12 protein-coding genes are annotated in these 17,077 nt (G+C 71.9%); 4 read left to right on the top strand and 8 right to left on the bottom strand.

Going from position 1 to position 17,077, the window contains the following annotated elements; translation table 11 throughout:
* The first annotated feature begins 79 nt into the window (after window positions 1-79).
* On the top strand, window positions 80-3,094 hold the full coding sequence (locus Asi03nite_RS32155) for an AfsR/SARP family transcriptional regulator (RefSeq protein WP_203684273.1): 3,015 nt from the start codon (window positions 80-82) through the stop codon (window positions 3,092-3,094).
* A 264-nt stretch (window positions 3,095-3,358) separates the two neighbouring features.
* Here Asi03nite_RS32155 and Asi03nite_RS32150 read toward each other — a convergent pair whose 3' ends face one another.
* Window positions 3,359-4,168 carry a hypothetical protein gene (locus Asi03nite_RS32150; protein ID WP_203684272.1) on the bottom strand — a complete coding sequence of 270 codons (810 nt, stop codon included), beginning with the start codon at window positions 4,166-4,168 and terminating at the stop codon, window positions 3,359-3,361.
* 1,096 nt (window positions 4,169-5,264) lie between these two features.
* Between Asi03nite_RS32150 and Asi03nite_RS32145 the strand changes: the two genes are divergently transcribed.
* On the top strand, window positions 5,265-5,945 hold the full coding sequence (locus Asi03nite_RS32145; protein ID WP_239103076.1) for a response regulator transcription factor: 681 nt from the start codon (window positions 5,265-5,267) through the stop codon (window positions 5,943-5,945).
* On the opposite strand, the gene Asi03nite_RS32140 is transcribed toward Asi03nite_RS32145, so the two are convergent.
* The 4 genes from Asi03nite_RS32140 to lanKC form a co-directional block, all read right to left on the bottom strand.
* The gene (locus tag Asi03nite_RS32140; protein ID WP_203684271.1) at window positions 5,868-7,643 is read right to left on the bottom strand and encodes an ATP-binding cassette domain-containing protein; all 1,776 of its coding nucleotides are present in this window, start codon (window positions 7,641-7,643) and stop codon (window positions 5,868-5,870) included. The genes Asi03nite_RS32145 and Asi03nite_RS32140 overlap by 78 nt on opposite strands.
* Entirely contained in the window at window positions 7,640-9,289 is a 1,650-nt protein-coding gene (locus Asi03nite_RS32135; protein ID WP_203684270.1) for an ABC transporter ATP-binding protein, read from the bottom strand. Before Asi03nite_RS32135 ends, Asi03nite_RS32140 begins: the two co-directional genes overlap by 4 nt.
* Before the next feature lie 114 nt (window positions 9,290-9,403).
* On the bottom strand, window positions 9,404-9,553 hold the full coding sequence (locus Asi03nite_RS32130) for a SapB/AmfS family lanthipeptide (RefSeq protein WP_203684269.1): 150 nt from the start codon (window positions 9,551-9,553) through the stop codon (window positions 9,404-9,406).
* A gap of 11 nt (window positions 9,554-9,564) precedes the next feature.
* The gene (gene lanKC, locus Asi03nite_RS32125) at window positions 9,565-12,174 is read right to left on the bottom strand and encodes a class III lanthionine synthetase LanKC (RefSeq protein WP_203684268.1); all 2,610 of its coding nucleotides are present in this window, start codon (window positions 12,172-12,174) and stop codon (window positions 9,565-9,567) included.
* A 267-nt stretch (window positions 12,175-12,441) separates the two neighbouring features.
* Between lanKC and Asi03nite_RS32120 the strand changes: the two genes are divergently transcribed.
* Window positions 12,442-13,002, top strand: a complete 561-nt coding sequence (locus tag Asi03nite_RS32120) for a pyridoxamine 5'-phosphate oxidase family protein (RefSeq protein WP_203684267.1) — start codon at window positions 12,442-12,444, stop codon at window positions 13,000-13,002.
* A 207-nt stretch (window positions 13,003-13,209) separates the two neighbouring features.
* On the opposite strand, the gene Asi03nite_RS32115 is transcribed toward Asi03nite_RS32120, so the two are convergent.
* Window positions 13,210-15,342, bottom strand: a complete 2,133-nt coding sequence (locus Asi03nite_RS32115; RefSeq protein WP_239103075.1) for a 2Fe-2S iron-sulfur cluster-binding protein — start codon at window positions 15,340-15,342, stop codon at window positions 13,210-13,212.
* A 67-nt stretch (window positions 15,343-15,409) separates the two neighbouring features.
* On the opposite strand from Asi03nite_RS32115, the gene Asi03nite_RS32110 reads away from it, so the two are divergent.
* Window positions 15,410-16,030, top strand: a complete 621-nt coding sequence (locus Asi03nite_RS32110) for a TetR/AcrR family transcriptional regulator (RefSeq protein WP_203684266.1) — start codon at window positions 15,410-15,412, stop codon at window positions 16,028-16,030.
* Window positions 16,031-16,204: 174 nt separating this feature from the next.
* Here Asi03nite_RS32110 and Asi03nite_RS32105 read toward each other — a convergent pair whose 3' ends face one another.
* Together Asi03nite_RS32105 and Asi03nite_RS32100 are read right to left on the bottom strand one after the other, a co-directional pair.
* The gene (locus Asi03nite_RS32105; RefSeq protein WP_203684265.1) at window positions 16,205-16,765 is read right to left on the bottom strand and encodes a hypothetical protein; all 561 of its coding nucleotides are present in this window, start codon (window positions 16,763-16,765) and stop codon (window positions 16,205-16,207) included.
* Entirely contained in the window at window positions 16,762-17,004 is a 243-nt protein-coding gene (locus Asi03nite_RS32100; protein WP_203684264.1) for a hypothetical protein, read from the bottom strand. The genes Asi03nite_RS32105 and Asi03nite_RS32100 overlap by 4 nt, the downstream gene beginning before the upstream one ends.
* Window positions 17,005-17,077 lie beyond the last annotated feature (73 nt).

The raw sequence follows: 17,077 nt of genomic DNA, 5'->3' as shown, positions 1-17,077 counted from the left end.
GGCGCGCCGGTGTGTCCGATGCGATCGGCGATCCAACAGAAGATCGACTTTGGGCGGCCTCGAAGATAGCCTGAACTCGATGCCATCCGAGAGTGTGCGATTCCGCATCCTGGGCAGTCTCGAGGTGTGGCTCGGCGACGTGCCGGTGGCCGTCGCCCGGCCCCGGCACCGGGCCGTCCTGGGTTATCTCCTGCTCAACGCCAACCGGGTGGTCACCGTCGAGGCGCTGGCCGAGGCGATGTGGGGCGGGGCCGAACCGGCCACCGCGCGTTCTCAGCTGCAGGCCGACGTCTCGGCCATCCGCCGGGCCGGCCACGGCCGGCTCCCGCTGCTCAGCCAGAGCGGTGGCTACCTGCTGCGGGCCGGGCCGGACGAGCTCGACCACCTGCGTTTCGGCGCGCTCACCGCGGGCGCGCGTGACCTTGCTCCGGCCGGGCGTGCCATCCGGCTGCGGGAGGCGCTGGCGTTGTGGCGGGGCCCGGCGCTCGCGAACGCCTCCGGGGCGTACGTGGCCGGGATGCGCCGGCGGCTGGACGAGGAGCGGCTGGCCGCCTGGGAGGACCTCTTCGACGCCGAGCTGCAGGCGGGCCGGCACCGCGAGATCGTGCCCGAGCTGGCCGGGATGGCCCGCGACGAGCCGACCCGGGAACGGCTGTGGATCGCGTTCATGCTGGCGCTGCACCGCTGCGGCCGGCAGGCCGACGCGCTGGCCGCCGGCCGCGAGCTGCGCCGGTTCCTCGCCGACGGGCACGGGCTGGAACCGGGCCAGGCGTTCGTGGCCGCGGAACGGGCGATCCTGCGCGCCGACGCGGCCCCCGGCGAGCGTGACGTCCCGCGAGTCGTCCCGGCGTTGCTGCCACCCGACATCGCCGACTTCACCGGCCGCGCGAGCGAGGTGGCCCGGCTGGACGAGGTGCTGGCCCGGGGCGGCCCGCCGGGCCCGGTCGTGACGATCACCGGAATGGGCGGGGTCGGCAAGAGCACGCTGGCGGTGCACGCGGCACACCGGGCCGCGCACGCCTACCCGGACGGCCGGCTCTACGCGCGCCTGCACGGGACCGAGGCGCACCCGGCCGAGCCGGGCGACGTGCTGGCCCGGTTCCTGCGCGCGCTGGGCGTGGACGAGCGGGCCATCCCGATCGACCTGACCGAACGTGCGGACGCGTACCGGTCCAGGACGGCCGGCCGCCGGGTGCTGGTGGTGCTGGACGACGCCGCGGACGAGGCGCAGATCCGGCCGTTGCTGCCCGGCGACGGCGCCTGCGCGGCGCTGGTCACCAGCCGGTCCGGCCTGGACGGTCTGGCGGGCGCCGAGCGCCTGCAGCTGGGCGTCTTCTCCGACGAGGAGGCCGTGACGCTGCTCGGCCGGGTCGCCGCCGCCCACCGGGTGAGCGGCGAGCCCACCGAGAGCGCCGCGATCCTGCGGCTGGTCGGGCGCCTGCCGCTGGCCGTCCGCATCGTCGGCGCCCGCCTGCGGTCCCGGCCGGCCTGGCCGATGTCCCGGCTCACCCGGGCGCTGCGCGACGAGCAGGGCCGCCTCGACCACCTGGTCGCGGGCGATCTGGCGGTACGCACGTCCATCGCGTCCAGCTACCACGCGATCGGCGAGCCGGGCCGCAGCCTCGCCCGCCGGCTCAGCCTGTTCGCGATGCCGGACTTCCCGTCCTGGCTGGCCGCGGCCGTGACCGGCACGCCGGTCGCCGAGGCCGAGGAGCTCCTCGAACGGCTGGTCGACGCGCACCTGCTGCTCGACGCGGGCACCGACGCCACCGGTGGCGGGCGATACCACTTCCACGATCTGGTCCTGCTCTATCTGCGCGAACGCGCACGCGAGGAAGAATCCGGCGGGGGTACGGAGGTGGTGCGGGCCGGACTCGGCGCGTACCTGTGGCTGGCCCGCCGGATGAGCGAGCGGATCCCGGGCCCGTGCTACGCCGCCGTCCGGGGCACCGCTCCGGAGACCGCCGTGGCGGATCTTCCCGGCCCGCCCGAGCCGCTCGCCTGGTTCGCGGCCGAACGTGTCTCGCTGGTGGCCGCGGTCCGGCAGGCCTGCGACACCGGCGCCGTCGAGCTCGCCTTCGACCTGGCCGGCTGCCTGGAGAAGTACTTCGACATCCGGGGCGTCTACATCGACTGGCGGTCCACCAACGACTACGTGCTGGCCGCGTGCCGCGCCGCCGGCCACCGCCTCGGCGAGGCGGTCATGCTCCGCGGCCTGATCGAGCTCGCCACCTGGCACGAGGCGGATCACCCGGGCGCCGCCATGGAGCGGATGCTGCGCGACGCCGACCGGCTCTTCGCGCTGTTCACCGAGGCCGGGCACGGCCCCGGCACCGCCGACGCGGCGGTCGACCAGGCGTGGGCGCTGGCCGCGGCCGGCGATTACCAGCGGGCCGCCGAGCGCGCCGAAACCGCCATCCGGCTCGCCGGCCAGCACGCGCACCTCGGCGGCCAGGCCCGCGCGCACGTGGCCCGCGCGGTCGTGCACGGCGAGTCACTGGAGCCGGCCGGGGCGGAGCACCACCTCACCGTGGCCCTGCGGCTCGCCCGCCAGCTGGGCAACCAGCGGTATGTGGCGACCACGCTGCAGTTCATCGGCATGCTGCACACGCGGGCGGGCCGCCGTGCCGAGGCGATCACCGCGCTCGACGAGTCGCTCCGGATCCTGCGCCGCTACCAGGACCGGTACGCCGAGGTCCTGACGCTGCTCACGCTGGCCCGGGCCCACCTGCCGGACCCGGCGGCGCGCGGTTTCGCCAGCCGGGCGCTGACCATCGCCCGCGAGTACAACCTGCCGCACCACACCGCGGACGCGCTCGGCGTGCTCGGCACGATCGAACTGGCCGACGGCAACCACGCGGGCGCGGTCGGCCACCTCGCGGCGTCGGTGCGGCTGTGGCGCGAGCGGGGCTGGCCGGCGTTCCTCGCCGAGGCGCTGCGCAAGCTCGGCGACGCCCACTCCCAGGCCGACCCGGACGCGGCCCGGCGTGCCTTCCGCGAGGCCCGCGACATCCACGAGCGGCTCGGCCACAGCACGGAGGTGGCGGAGCTGGACGCGCTGATCAGCGATCTCGACCGGATCGCCCGCCGCTGAGCCGGCCGGCGCGGGCGCGCCCCGACCGTCGCCCGGACACCCGGGCGGCTTCGCCCGCACCGACCGGGCTCGTCGCCACCATGAGTGTCGGCTTCGCTCGCCGGGCCGGTGCTCATGGTTGCCACCCAGCGGCTTTGGCCGCCATGAGCCCGGCGCGGCCTTGCGAGCTGGCTCTCATAGCGGTTGTCGCAGGCCCGTCACAACGATGAACCCTCTCCTCCTCGCTGCCGGCGGGAAGGCGCGCCGTGCTCACGCGACGGCCGTTCAGGAAAGTGCGTCCGCGGAGATCTTTCGGGCATCGCTGCTGTTCCAGAGCCGCTCGAAATATAGCCGGGTGACCGACTCGGCAAGTCTTTTGCTCCGCATGCAGATTCCGATCGCCTCGTTTTCCTGGCGATGCGTGAATATCACGGTGTCATCGAAGATCCCGACGTTGAACGCCTTGGCCAGGTGGATGTGGTCGGTAAGTACCTTCACGGCATAGTTCGGCTCCTCCCCGTTGGCGGCGAGTTCGGCTATGAACTTCAACTCCTGCTCGCAGAAATCCCGCAGATCGGCACTGTCGCCACGGATGATGATCCGGCGGAAGCTGCGGGTGCTGCCATCGTCGTTGGACCCGCGCGCCCAGTCCCGGCATGCCTGAAAATGTTGGGCCGCGGGAGCGCCCGGCAACGGGCCCTCGTTCCGGAGATAGGTGACCCAGACGCGATGACGTGCCGTGCGGATCGCGGACAGCGTCTCGGTGTAGACCTCGTTCCGTCCTTCGCGGAAGAAGACTTTGACCTCATCGGCCTCGGCGAGTGCGGACACCTCGCCTCTGAGCAACCCTATCTCGCTGGTTATGCGCTCCAGATTGTCGCGGCTGCGCGCCAGCCCCGCGGAATGGGCGATGGCCGAGACGACGAGAATCAGGAGCGATGAGCCGAGGAACGCCTTCTCGAGCTTCTCCAGGCCCAACTCCCTGTTCAGATAGGCGACGAAGAAGTATATCGGCACCAGCGCGATGGCGATATAGGCGAAGGAGCGGTCTGCTATCGCCGCGAGCTTCTTCGCGAGCCCGGCACCTGTCGACAACGCTTCACTCCCCAGACTCGAGAAAGGCGGTTTTTCCTGTCCGAGGATGTCCGACAGGGCGCAACCCCGCACTGTCCGACATCCGACCACCGGTGTGGAGGAACAAGATGGTCGGTCGATTGACGCGGGCTCCCCTGATACCGGACCGCTGACGGGCGACCCGGCCGCGCTCGCCGGATTGACGTGGATGCCGCCGCGATGACGTGCTCCCGGCCTTGACACGAGCCCACGGCGGACGGCTGGCCGCGAGTCCCGCCGGCGCCTATTCTCCCGGATCGGTTTTATCGGGATTTGCCGATTCAGCATTCTTTGGCCGGGCTTTTTATGGATGCCGATGTCGCGTGGCTGGTCCGGTTCGTCCCTTCCGGCGTGGTCCGGTCGGCGGTATGTCCGGTTCAGTCGGTGAAGAATCCACTTCCAAGATGCGGTGTTCCCGCTGGTCCGTGAGCGCGGTCGCCGAACCGCGGCACTGAGCGCGGCGGGAAATCAATGCGGATGGTAAATGACGGCGGACGCATTGGGCCGCCGAACGGCGCCACGCGGTGGGCGGTCGCATTCATTCGCCGTAGGCGGGACGTTGCCGCCGGTCGTGCGCCGGGTCCGGCCGGCAGGCGGGCCGGGTGCGCGGCGGCCCGACGGGCAGTGCCTGCGGTTCGCCGGTGGCCGGCCGCGGCCGGGGTTCGGCAAGCGTCTCGGTTCGCAGGTCGGCGGGGATGCGATGGTGGCGAGCCGGTACGCGGCGGGCCGGATCGCCCGCCGTGCTGTGGGGTCGGGTCCGTCCACGTGGAGCCGGGGGCGGGGCGCCCGGGGTCGCCGGCCGGGGAGTTCCGGCGGAAAACGCGAAACGCATTTCCGACAATTAGCCACCCGGGCCGGAGTGTTCCTTTATCTGATTATGTTCGCTGTCGCAAGACCGCATGCGGCCCGATGTGCGACTCGCTGAAAAACCGACAGTCGTACACGTGCGGTTATCGATAGATGGCGGTAAGTTGCAGACTTGTAAACACGTGCGGCCTGCCCGCGCCGTCGCATGACGGGCGCCGACTTGGCAACGGTCGACATCGACGGTGAAGCTCGGTTCCGGAGGTGTATGCGGTTGCCCGCGTCGAATGTGACGGTCACCGCCAGAGTTGTTCCCGATCCCGATCTCGGAGAGAGTCCAGTGATCCGCGTCATTGTTGCGCACAGAGGGGTGCTCATCCGCCGCCTCCTCGCTCACGTTCTGGAGGAGGAGAGCGACATACGCGTCGTCGCTGAACTGGGAAGCTGTGACGAGATCACCCCGGCGGCCCTGCGGGAGGATCCGCATGTCGCCATTCTTGATTATGCGATGCAAGAGAAGTCCGAAATATACGACACCTGGGAAAGGCTGAGCGAGGCCGTCCCCGAATGCCGGCTCCTGGTCGTCATGGACCGGGCGACGCCGAGCCTCGCGGGCGCGGCCCTGGCCCGCATGGTGCCCCGCGTCGGACTGCTCACCACCGACGCGTCCCCGGGCCAATTCATCGACAGCGTGCGCCGGCTGTCCCGGGGTCAGAGCGTGCTGGACACCGACATCGCCGTCGCCGCCCTGACCGCGCCCACTCACCCCCTGACCGACCGGGAGCGCGACGTGCTGCTCCTGGCCGCCGACGGTGTGCCGGCCAAGGACATCGCGGCCCGGCTCTTCCTCACCGACGGCACCGTGCGCAACTATCTGTCACGCATCACGGCGAAGACCGGCGGGCGGACGCTGGTCGAGGCGATCCGGCGGGCCGAAGAGGCCGGCTGGGTCTGACCGGCCGGCACGCCACCGCGCGCCCGACGGGGTGAGCAGGTCGCGGTAGAGCGCGGACGCCCGGACCACCTCCTCGTGCGTGCCGAGCACGGCCGACCTGCCGTCGAGAACCAGCACCCGGCGGGCCCGCAGAGCGGAGCTGGTGCGGTGCGCGATCACGACGAGTGTTCCGCCCCGCGCCGCGAACGCCTCCTCGGCCTGCCGCTCCGCGGCCGGGTCCAGGTGGCAGGTCGCCTCGTCGAGGACGGTCACCGGCGCCGCGGCCAGATACGCGCGGGCGAGCGCGAGCAGCTGCCGCTCACCGGCGGACAGCCGATCCGGGCTGACCGGCGCGTCCGGGCCGCCCAGCCGGGCCGTCAGCCGATCGGCGCCCACGGCCCGCAGCGCGGCCGCGACGTCGGCCGGCTCGGCGTCCGGGCGCAGGTAGGTGACGTTCTCCCGGACTGTGCCGGTGAAGATGTACGCCTCCTGCGGGATCAGCACCCGGGCGCGGGACAGGTCCCGGCGGGACGCCCGGCGCACCGGCACGCCACCGAGCGTGATCTCGCCCGAGTCCGGGTCCAGCAGGCCGCAGACGAGACTGGCGAGAGTCGACTTGCCGACCCCGCTGGGCCCGACCACGGCCAGGTGGTCGCCGGGCGGCACCCGCAGGTCGAGGCCGCGCAGGACCGGTTCGGCGTGCGGCCCGTAGGCGAACGTGACGCCGCGCAGGACGATGTCGTGTCCGGCGGGAGGCGGGGAGACGGCCGGCGCGGCGGAAGCCGGCGCGGCGCCGTCCAGGATCCGGCCGAGCGTGATGACCAGTCGCAGACCGCTGCCGCCGACCCCCTGCACCAGGGTGCCCAGCGCCGGTTGGAGTCCGCGCAGCACGTAGGTCAGGCCGCCGACCACGGTCCCCGCGGTGAGACCGTGCGCGACCAGCGTGGGAGCGGCGGCCAGCAGCGCCACGAGCGGCAGCCAGCCCCCGAGCGCGTACGCGACGGTGCGTACCGCGGCCACCCGGGCCAGGGCGCGTTCGGCCGCGGCCTGTTCCCGGACCGGCGTGTCCACCAGGGCGGCGCCGTGCGCCTCGCCGCCGAGCGAGCCGAGGTCGCGGACGCCGGCCAGCACCATGCCGGAGACGGTCGCCAGCCGTTCGTCGGCGGCCAGGTAGGCCCGCTGGCGGGACGCGGCCAGGCCCAGTGTGCCGGCGAAGGCCGCGACGCCGAGCAGGAACAGCGGCAGGATCAGGGCGACGATGACGGGCGCCAGGACGAGCACCCCCATGATCGCCGCCAGCGTGGTGACCAGGAACGTGCGGATCACCACGATCAGCCCGGCGTACGAGTCACGGACGATCTCCACTTGATGGGTGACCCGGGCCACCGCCCCGTCCTCCGTGCCGCCGGCCGTCCGGCGGCTCAGCGCCCCGCGCACGACCAGCCGGACCAGCCGGTCACGGAACGGCTCGACCAGGTCGCCGAGGTGCCGGTACACCTGGCGCGCGCCCACCGCGCCGATCCCGGCGGCCAGCATCAGCGTCGCCAGCCAGGCCAGGCCGGTCCCCGGTCGCCCGGCCAGGAACCCGTCGTCCAGGGCCCGGGCCACGGCCAGCCCGCTGAGCGCGGTCGGCAGGGCCTCCGGCACCGACCAGGCGGCCAGCGCGGCCAGCGGCCGGCGGGACAGGGACGACACGCACAGACGCAGCTCGCGTCTCATCCGAACACCTCCCGGTAGGCCGGGTCGGCCCAGAGCGACAGGTGCGGGCCCACGGCGCGTACCCGGCCGGCGTCGAGCCAGACCACGACGTCGGCCCGGGCCGCCACGGAGCCGCGGTGGGTGACGATCAGGCGGGTACGGCGGCCGTCGTCCCCGTCGAGCGCCTGCTGGATCCGCATCTCGGTGACGGCGTCCAGGCTGGACGTGGCGTCGTCGAGGACCAGCAGCCGCTGTGCGCCCCAGGCGCGGGCCAGGCCCAGCCGCTGCGCCTCGCCACCGGACATGGGCGCCTGTGACAGGGGCGTGGCGTACCCCTCGGGCAGGCGGCTGATGAAGTCGTGCGCCTGGGTCGCCCGGGCGGCCGACTCGGCGTACCGGGGACCGCGGCCCAGTCCGATCGTGTCGCCGAGGGTCGTCCCCACCAGTACCGGGCGCTCGAACGCGCAGCCGATGGCGTCGCGTTTGGCGGCGTGTTCCAGCGCCGGCAGCGGCACCCCGTCCAGCGACACCGTTCCGGCGTCGGGGTCGCGCAGGCGGCAGGCGAGCGCGGCGAGAACCGACTTGCCCGAGCCGGAGCGGCCCACCACCGCGACCGACGTGCCACCGGGGATGCTGAGGTCGACACCGTCCAGCACGGTGCGTTCCGCGTCCGCGACGGTGACCGCCTCGAACCGCAGCGTGCCCGGCCCGGGGGGCAGCTGGCCGGCGCCGTGCTCCAGCGGATCGACGGCGAAGACCTCGGCCAGCCGGCCGACCCCGGCGCGGGCCCGGGCCAACCGGCTCAGCACCCCGGTCAGGGTGCCCAGCCCCGCCCCGAGCATGGCGTACTGGCTGGCCGCGAAGAGCTCGCCCGCGCTGATCCGGCCGGCGTTCAGGGCCAGGCCGCCAGCGGTGAGCACGGCGACCAGCACCAGGGGCCCGACGATGCCCGCCTGTGCGCTGGCCCGGGCAAGGGCGCGCCAGGTGAGCAGGCCTTGGGCGTGCAGCTCGGGCAGCGGGTCGAGGATGCGCCGGCATTCCCGGTCCAGAGTGCCGGCGGCCGCGATGGTGCGGGCGCCGGTCAGTGACTCGGCCAGCCGGGCGGCGATGGTGCCCTGGACGCGTTGGTAGCCGGACAGCAACCGGGAGGTGCGCCGGGTGAAGAGCACCAGCACGACCGCCACCAGCGTCACCCCGCCGACGAAGGCGGCCGCCAGCCAGGGATCGATGACGAACAGCAGGACGAGGCTGCCCACCGGTGGCAGCAGGGCGGTGGCCACCAGCACGGCGCCCGGGCCGGCCTGCGCGGCGTCCGGCGCGTTCCCGGACACGCGGCTGACCAGGTCGCCGACCTCGAACCGGCCGGCGCCCCGCGCGTCCAGCCGGAGCATGTGGCCCACCAGGCGCCTGCGCAGCCACGCCGTGGTGTCCGCGACACAGGCGCCGGCGATGAACGCGTCGGCCACGTCGACGAGCACCCCCACCGCGATCAGCGCGCCCGCCCACAGCAGCCAGCGCTGGTCGTCGTCGCCGCCGATCACCGCGTCGACCGCGCGGCCGAGCACGGTGGGCAGCGCCAGCGTGCTGGCCGAGCCGGCCAGCGCGGTCAGCGCGATCAGCGGGAGCCAGAGCCGGCTCCGCCGGACCACGGCGCCGAACGTCAGCATGTCCGTTCCTTCCCCGGGGACGACGCGTGCACCGCGGAGGCCGGGTGCCCGCGGATACGGCGGGGCGGCCGCGAACGGGAAGGTCCCGTTCGCGGCCGCTGCCTGCCGGGAGCGTCAGTGGCAGGTGACCAGGCTCAGCGAGCTGGCGGCGCAGACGACGAGGCTCGCCGTGCTTTCGACGCCGCAGCCGGTGCTGCTGCTGCTTCCGCCGCCGGTCTCCGGGCCGCCGGTCATCTCCAGGCCCTGCAGGTCGAGAAGTGCCATGTGTTCCTCCTTCAGAGGATCGGGGATACCAACCCGTGCCGTCCGGACACGGGAACTCGGGGCCGCGCCGCCTTGGCGGGCGGGATCAGCGGCAGGTGGACCGGGGTGTCCGAGCGCGCCGCGCCGACGGCGAGCAACACCCCGGCGGTGCCGGTGGCGACGTCCATCGACAGGCGCAGCAGCTGGTCGCCCGGGAAGGCGAGACCACCGGCGTACGGCATCGCGTGCCAGCCCAGGCCGCGCACCTGGGCGGCCACCGCGGGGTCGGTACGCGGGTCCGCGGAACGGCCGGCCAGGTAGAGCACGATGCCCGCGCGCCCGGCGAACAGGCCGGACTGGACGTACATCCGCGCCTGTGCGGCCTGGTGGATGGACTCGCCGGCGGCGGCGAACTCGTCGTCGGACCGGCGGTCCAGGTACTGGTCCAGGGCGATGCCGATGCCGATGCTGCCGGCGGCCAGGTACGGCATGGTGCGCCAGCCCTCGTCGACCTCCATCGCACCGTTGTCGCGGGTGACGCAGCGCCGCAGGTCCTGCCGGAGGGCGACAGCGGCCCGGTCGAGATAGTCCGGCGAGCCGGTGAGGTCGTAGGCCCGCATCAGCAGCAGGGCCGGTCCGGACGAGCCGCGGAACAGCCCGGCGTAGGGGTTGGCCAGCCCGCTGGTGGTGGGAACCGACTCCACGTCACCGAGCCGCTCGCCGACCAGCTGCGCCGCCCGCAGGGCCAGCTCCCGCAGGCCGGCGTCGCCGGTGCGGTCGGCGAAGTGGGCCAGGTTCAGGCCGATGCCGGCGAGGCCGCCCAGCAGGTCCAGGCCGAGGCTCTGCCAGTCGTCGCTGAGGCACATGTCGAGCAGATCCAGGGCCTGCTGGCGGTGGCCGAGGTGGTCGAGGGTGAAGGCGACCCCGTGCAGGCCGTCGTAGAGCCCCAGCATGGTGCCGTGCGGTGGCTTCTTCACCCGGTTCAGCAGCCATTCCTCCAGCTCGGGCTGCCGGGGTGCGCCGGTCACCGACAGGGCGTGCAGCACACCGGCGGCGCCGTAGGCCAGGCCGAGGCCGTTCAGCCGGAACTGCTCGATGTCGCCCGGGAACAGCCGGTCCTCGCGTTCCGGGGAGGCGCTGGCCAGGATGCCGCGCACCATGCGGTCGCGCAGGCTCGGCCAGTCGCCGTCGAGGGTCATCGGCGGCAGCGGTTCCGGCTGCGGCGACGCCGCCGGCGGGGGAGCGATGACCCGCACCGCCTCGGCGAGGAACCCGTCGGGCACCGGGAAGTGCTCGGCGATGATCTCGGCGAAGTGGTGCACCTTGGCCCGGGAGAGCCACAACAGCTGTGTCATCGGCAGGAACAGCGCCAGCCGCAGGCACGCCAGGGCGTACCGGTCGACGTCGGCGCCGGTGGTCCCGGACGGCGCGGCGAATCCCTGGTTCCCCAGGCCCGGCCGGGCGTTGTCGGTGACCAGCGAGGTCACCTCGAAGTCCAGCAGGGTCACCGTGTCGTCATCGTCGATCATGATGTTGAACAGGTGCAGGTCGCCGTAGACGACGCCACGCTCGTGGATGCCGTGCAGGGTTTTCTCGATCTGCCCGTGGACCTTCGTCGCCCACTCGGCGTACGCCGCGAAGTCCTCCGGCACGGCGCCCACGTCGATCAGCGGGTAACGCCGCACCAGGGCGCGGTGCAGGGGCCGGCCCGCCACGTGCTGCATCGCCATGAACCGGTGGTCGCCGACGTCGAACAGGTCGTACACCTCCGGCACACCCGGCACCCCGGCGAGCCGCCGCAGCACCTCGTGCTCCCGGTCGATCCGGGCGACCGCGTCGGCGCCGGTGCTGTCCAGGCCGGCGTGCGGGCGACCCTCCTTGAGCACCACCTGCCGGCCGGTGCGGGTGTCGCGGCCCAGGTACACCCCGCCGCCGTTGGAGAAGTGCAGCACGCTCTCGACGGTGTAGGGCAGGTCGGCGACCGTGACGGCGTTGCGCGCGGCCAGGTGCGGAGCGAGGAAGTCGGGCAGACTCACCCAGGGCGGCACGTAGAAGACCGGATCGCGGCGGTCGGGCACCAGCTCACCCTTGTCGTCGGCGATCGCCAGCACCACCTGGCCGCCGTCGGCGACGCAGTACCGGGAGGCGAAGCCGCCGTACCGCACGTACAGGGGCCCCTCGCCCCAGCGCAGATCACTGAGGATGTACGGGCCGGGCTCGCCCCGCAGCAGTTCGCCCAGCTCGGTCAGGACGCGCTCACAGGCGTCCTCGTCCGGCGGGTAGATGGTGACCAGTTTGCCGCTGTAGCCGCGCGGGGCGTACTTGGAGCTGCGCAACCACAGCGCCGGGCTGGAGCGCAGGAACTTGAACTCCAGGCCGCGCGGCACGCAGTAGTCCCACACCTTGTCCAGCACGCGTTCCGCGTTGTCCAGGCAGGCCGACACGTGGATCTTCCAACCCTGCATCGGCAGGTCCAGGTTCTCCGGAAGGAAGACCAGCCAGTCGTCCTGCTCCTCGCGGCGCCAGCCGTCCGGCAGCGCGCGGTTCGCGGTGGAGAACGACACCCCGGCGTTGGTCGCGGACCGGAGCGCGTCGTAGAACAGCGGGCTGGCCATGCAGAACGCCTCGTAACGGCTATCCATCGCGTTGGCCTCCTCGGTCCGCCGGTTGCTGCCAATGACGATGCGGCAGCGCGGAGATCATCGCTAGACGTCTATCTCACGTCCTGTATCCGGATTCCGCACCGGCCGGGCTGGGATTCGGGTGAGCAAAACGTGCGCTTCGCGCGTTTATCTTGGGTACGGGCAGGTCAGCCCCCCGATTCCGGTGGCCGTCCGGTCACCCGGGGCGGTGAGCGCGAATCTGGGAACACGGTGGATCGTCTTGCCGCGGCGCGACAGGATCGACCCATGAAGGTGCATGAACGAATCGACGGGCGGCTGCGGACATTCATCGAGGCGCAGCCGATGTTCTTCGTGGCCACCGCGCCGGCCGGGCCCGGCGGGCACGTCAACGTCTCGCCCAAGGGGATGGGCGGCACATTCGCGGTCCTCGGCGAGCACCGCGTCGCCTACCTCGATTACCACGGCAGCGGCGCCGAGACGATCGCCCACCTGGACGAAAACGGGCGGATCACCCTGATGTTCTGCGCCTTCCAGGGCGCGCCGAACATCGTCCGGCTGCACGGACGCGGGCGCGCCGTGCCGGTCACCGAACCGGAGTTCGCCGGCCTGCTGCGCCTGTTCCCCGCGCCGCCGGACACCCACGGCGTCCGCTCGGTGATCGACGTCGCCGTCGAGCGGGTCAGCGACTCGTGCGGCTACGCGGTGCCGCTGATGTCCTACGAGGGCGACCGCGATCTGCTCCTGCGCTCCCACTCGCGGCGGACCGGCGCGGACCTCGCGGAGTACCGCCGGGTGAAGAACGCGGCAAGCATCGACGGCCGGCCGATCTTCGCGGAGACCGACTGACCACGCCGGCCACTCGGGTGGGTCGCCGTGATCGTCGGAATGATCAGGCCGCCGACATCCGGATACACCATGAGCCAGAACATCCACCGGTCCTGCTCCACGTCATAGAGAGCCGCAGCTCGGAATGACGGCTGTGCTGAACGGTCTCGAGTCGCGCTGTTCGGTAACCGACGGGGCGACGCTTCCAGGCGAGGTCGGGATCCGCCGTCATTCCGGTCCCGGTTCGGCGATGTCCAGGGTGACCTTCGACAGTGGGCAGCCGATGCACGCCAGCACGTAGCCGGCGGCCCGCTGCTGCGGGGTCAGGCAGTTGGGCTCGTTCTGCGCGACATCGCCGTCGCGCAGCCGCACCATGCATTCTCCGCAACTACCGACGGTGCACGAATGCGGCATCGGCAGGCCGGCCGCCAGGCCCGCGTCGAGCAGGGTCTGCCCGGGATCGACAACCACCGTGCCGAGAGGTCGTCCGCCCTGTTCGACGGTCATCTCCTGTGGCACGGTCGCCGTCTTCCCGCCGTTGCCCGCACTGGTGTATCGCTCACGGTGCACCCGTTCGCCGGTCACGGCGAGTTCGGTCAGCACGGCGTGGACCACGTCCATCAGCGGTTCCGGTCCGCAGAGATAGTAGTGGGCGCCGTCGGTCGGGACGAGGTGGTCGAGCCAGCGGCGTACGCCCTCCGCGCCGAGTCGCCCGTCCCGCTCGGTCAGCACATGGGTCACGGACAGCCGGCCGGGGTTCTCCCGCTCCAGCTGGCTCAACTCGCTCGCGAAGATGATTTCCTCGGCGCGGCGACTGCTGTAGAGCAGGTCGATCCGACCGCCCTCGGCACGGTCGGCGAGCCGCGTGCGGATCATGCTCATCATCGGGGTGACGCCGCTCCCCGCGGCGACCAGCACGAGCGGGTGCGGTCCGGCGTGGAACGATCCGGACGGTCCGCGTACGGCGAGCCGGTCACCGGCTCGCAGACCGTGATGCACGTGGCCGGAGAAGTGTCCGCCGTCCACGTGCTTGACGGTGACCTCGAGGCGAGGTGAGCCGGGAGCCGACGAAGCCGAGTACGCCCTCCGCACCGGCCGGCCATCGATGTCGGCGATGAGTGTGAAGAACTGGCCAGGCCGGAAGTCGAAGGAGCCCGGCGTCGGGCCGACGTCCGCCAGCACGAGAGTGACCGTGCCCGGTGTCTCCCGGCGCACCTCGACCACGCGTACCGGTCGCTCGGAAAGGCCGCCAGCGGCCGGTTCCTCACCGCCCGGCTCGATGTCCGCATAGCCTTCCCTGCCCAGCCCCGACCGGTACGCCCGGTTCATCGCCCGCCGCAGCAGGCGGCTCATCCCGGGAATCGCCTTGATGACCTTGACAAGGCGGCTCGCGGCGGCCGATTCGCCGGCGAGGTGCGCGCCGGCGATCGCCACCAGATCGGGAGCGGTATCCCGGTCCAGGTGTGTGCCGGGCGACCACAGTTGGGCGCGGGCCACGGCGTCGCTGCCGCTCACCTCGGCGTGCTCGACGTCGATCACCAGCGCCAGGTGTGGCGGCATCCCGCGCAGCGCCATCGTCGCCAGCAACGCGGCGTCGTCGGTGATCGCGCCGCGTCCGCGGACGTGCAGCACCCCGCTGCGCCCCGGCACGAGCGCGGCGAACGAGAGCCGGTCGTCGTCCACCAGGTTGTGCAGCGCGTCGGCGCGTTTGTTGCCCCTACGGTCGGCGATGACCAGGGTCCGGCCGTCCAGGATGCGCGTCACCGCGGGTTGGTCGCCGCGCGGGCTGGTATCGCTGCCGCCGACGGAGTCCCAGGTGGACAGGGCGAGGAACGGCGCTGCGGCCAGGAACTGGCCCACCCCTGGCCCGTGCAGGGGACCGTCGTCGCCGGCGAGCGCCACCGGCCCGGGGCCGGGCGCAGGCGGCGGTTGCCACAGCCGCGACCGCATGATGGCTTGCGCGCAGTGCACGTAGGCCTGCTCGACGCCAACGGTGACGCACGTGCCTTTGCGTCCGGTTACCGAGCCGTTGACCCGCAGGACCTCGCCGACGCCCGGCAAGAGAAAGAAGAACGACACCGGACCGTACGGCTCGCCCGGCTCGGTCAGGAAGAACGAGATCCGGGTGGCGGAGAGGACCCGGACGAATCCTGGCGCGCCGCCGATGAACGTGGTGCGGCTCGTGCCGCCGACGTCGCGGTAGCCGAAGGCCGCGGCCGGGCACCGGTCCAGGATCGCCCGGCAGCCCGCGTCGAGGGCGCTGATCTCCTTCCGCGCGATCATCGGTGCCGGCCGTCCCACGACGGCCTCCACCTCGGCCGCCGTCGACAGTCGGTTAAGAGTCTTGTTATCCCAGCTCACAGCAGTATTGTGAGCAATAGTTCAACTCTTTGGCTACTCGCTTTTCGCGTCCCGGAAGGACCACCGCATGCCGCCGGCCGACCGCCGTCTACAGCCACGTCGCAAGCCCCGCCAGGTGCGCGCCGAGCTGACCCGGCAACGCATCCTGACCGCCGCTGCTCACGTTTTCGCCGAGCACGGCTACGCCGCCGGCACCACCAACCGCATCGCCGAACGGGCCCGGATCTCGATCGGCTCGCTGTATCAGTACTTCCCGAACAAGGACGCGATCCTGGCCGCGCTGCTGGTGCGGCACCTCGACCGCGGTGAATGGACCGATGCCGGCGACGTCGATTTGTCCCCCGGCTCGCTGCCCGTGGCGATCCGAGCGCTGGTCCGCGACGCGATCGACAACCACCGCGATGACCCGGCCCTGTTGCGCATGATGATCGAGGAGGCCCGGGTCTCGCCCGAACTTGTCGAGGCGATGGAACGCCACGGCCGCAGCCGAGTCGCCCAGGTACGCGACCTGCTGGCGCGCCACCCCGACGTCTCGGTGACCGACCTGGACACCGCGGCCGAGCTGATCGTGACCACGGTGGAGCTGAACACACATAAGCTGATGGCCGCGCCGCGGACCATCCCGGAGGAGGTCTTCGCCGCCGAACTGGTCGACATGGTGACCCGCTACCTGCACGGTGACCGATGAGCTACGCGGATGGGCAAGGCCCGGCGGCGACCGCTCGACGACCTCCCCGGTCTCGCGCTCAAGTGGGACGGGTTCAACGCCCTGGAGGTCACCCGCGGCTGCGTCTACGCATGCCCGTAGCAATGTGAACGACTACATGTCCGTCCTGATGGCGACGTGACCTTGCGGCGCTGGCTACAGGGGCTCGATGACGTGGCCGAACTGCGCGATCGATCCGGCTCGGTCGATCTCGTCGAGAACTTCGGGAGTGAAGGCGAGCATCGGAGGCGCGTCTGCTCGCTTGCGCCAACCCGACGTCGGGACGGAGAGCCACTCGAGGTTGACCTCGCCGTGCTCGGTGTGGAAGCCTCCGCCGCGTTCGAACAACAGAACTATGGGTTCGAAGGGATCCTCCAGTTCTGGAGGAAGGGCGATGTCTGGCGTGGCGCGCAGAGCAGCCCAATGCAGGATGAAGGGTGCCATCTGCTTGGCGTTCCAGCCCCCGCGCCCGGCCACGATCTTCTCCAGCAAATGGTCTATCTCATTCTGATCGGCTCGAATGCTGGAATTGACGCATGCGGCGATGTCGAAGAACGGCACGCGGGTGTCGCAGCCGTACGCGATCGCCCAACGCGCCGCCCGACGGAAGTACTCTTTGAGAAGGGCTGCCTTCGACCAGGCTTTGTCGCCTCGGCGCTCCCAGTCGACGAGACTCAGGCGGACGGCCATCGCGTGTACGGCTTCGTCGGGTGTCATCGTCCCAATCCTCGCAGAACGGCACCGACAATCTCATCCAGGTTCGAAAGGTCGTCGGCGATGTGGACCCCGGATCTGTCCAGGCCGAACAGGCGCCAATGGTCGAGTGGTGCGTCGGCCCGCCAGGCGTTGGGCGCCAACTCGTGTGCTCCCGGGTGGTCACGGTTGATGATGCGGTCACCGTCCGCGTTGAAGGCGTCGGGATGCGAGGCCGGGCGGGTGCTGGCAGAGTCGGGCATGGCCGGTCTGGAGCTCGTTCTGGTGCTGCGTCACCGCAAGGCGGTGACCTACGGCTTTCCATGCGCTCCTCGA

The organism is Actinoplanes siamensis, from assembly GCF_016862395.1.
In the GTDB taxonomy this organism is placed as follows: Bacteria; Actinomycetota; Actinomycetes; order Mycobacteriales; family Micromonosporaceae; genus Actinoplanes; species Actinoplanes siamensis.
The sequence above is the reverse complement of the archived record's forward strand: the minus strand, read 5'-3'. Positions and strand labels throughout refer to the sequence as shown.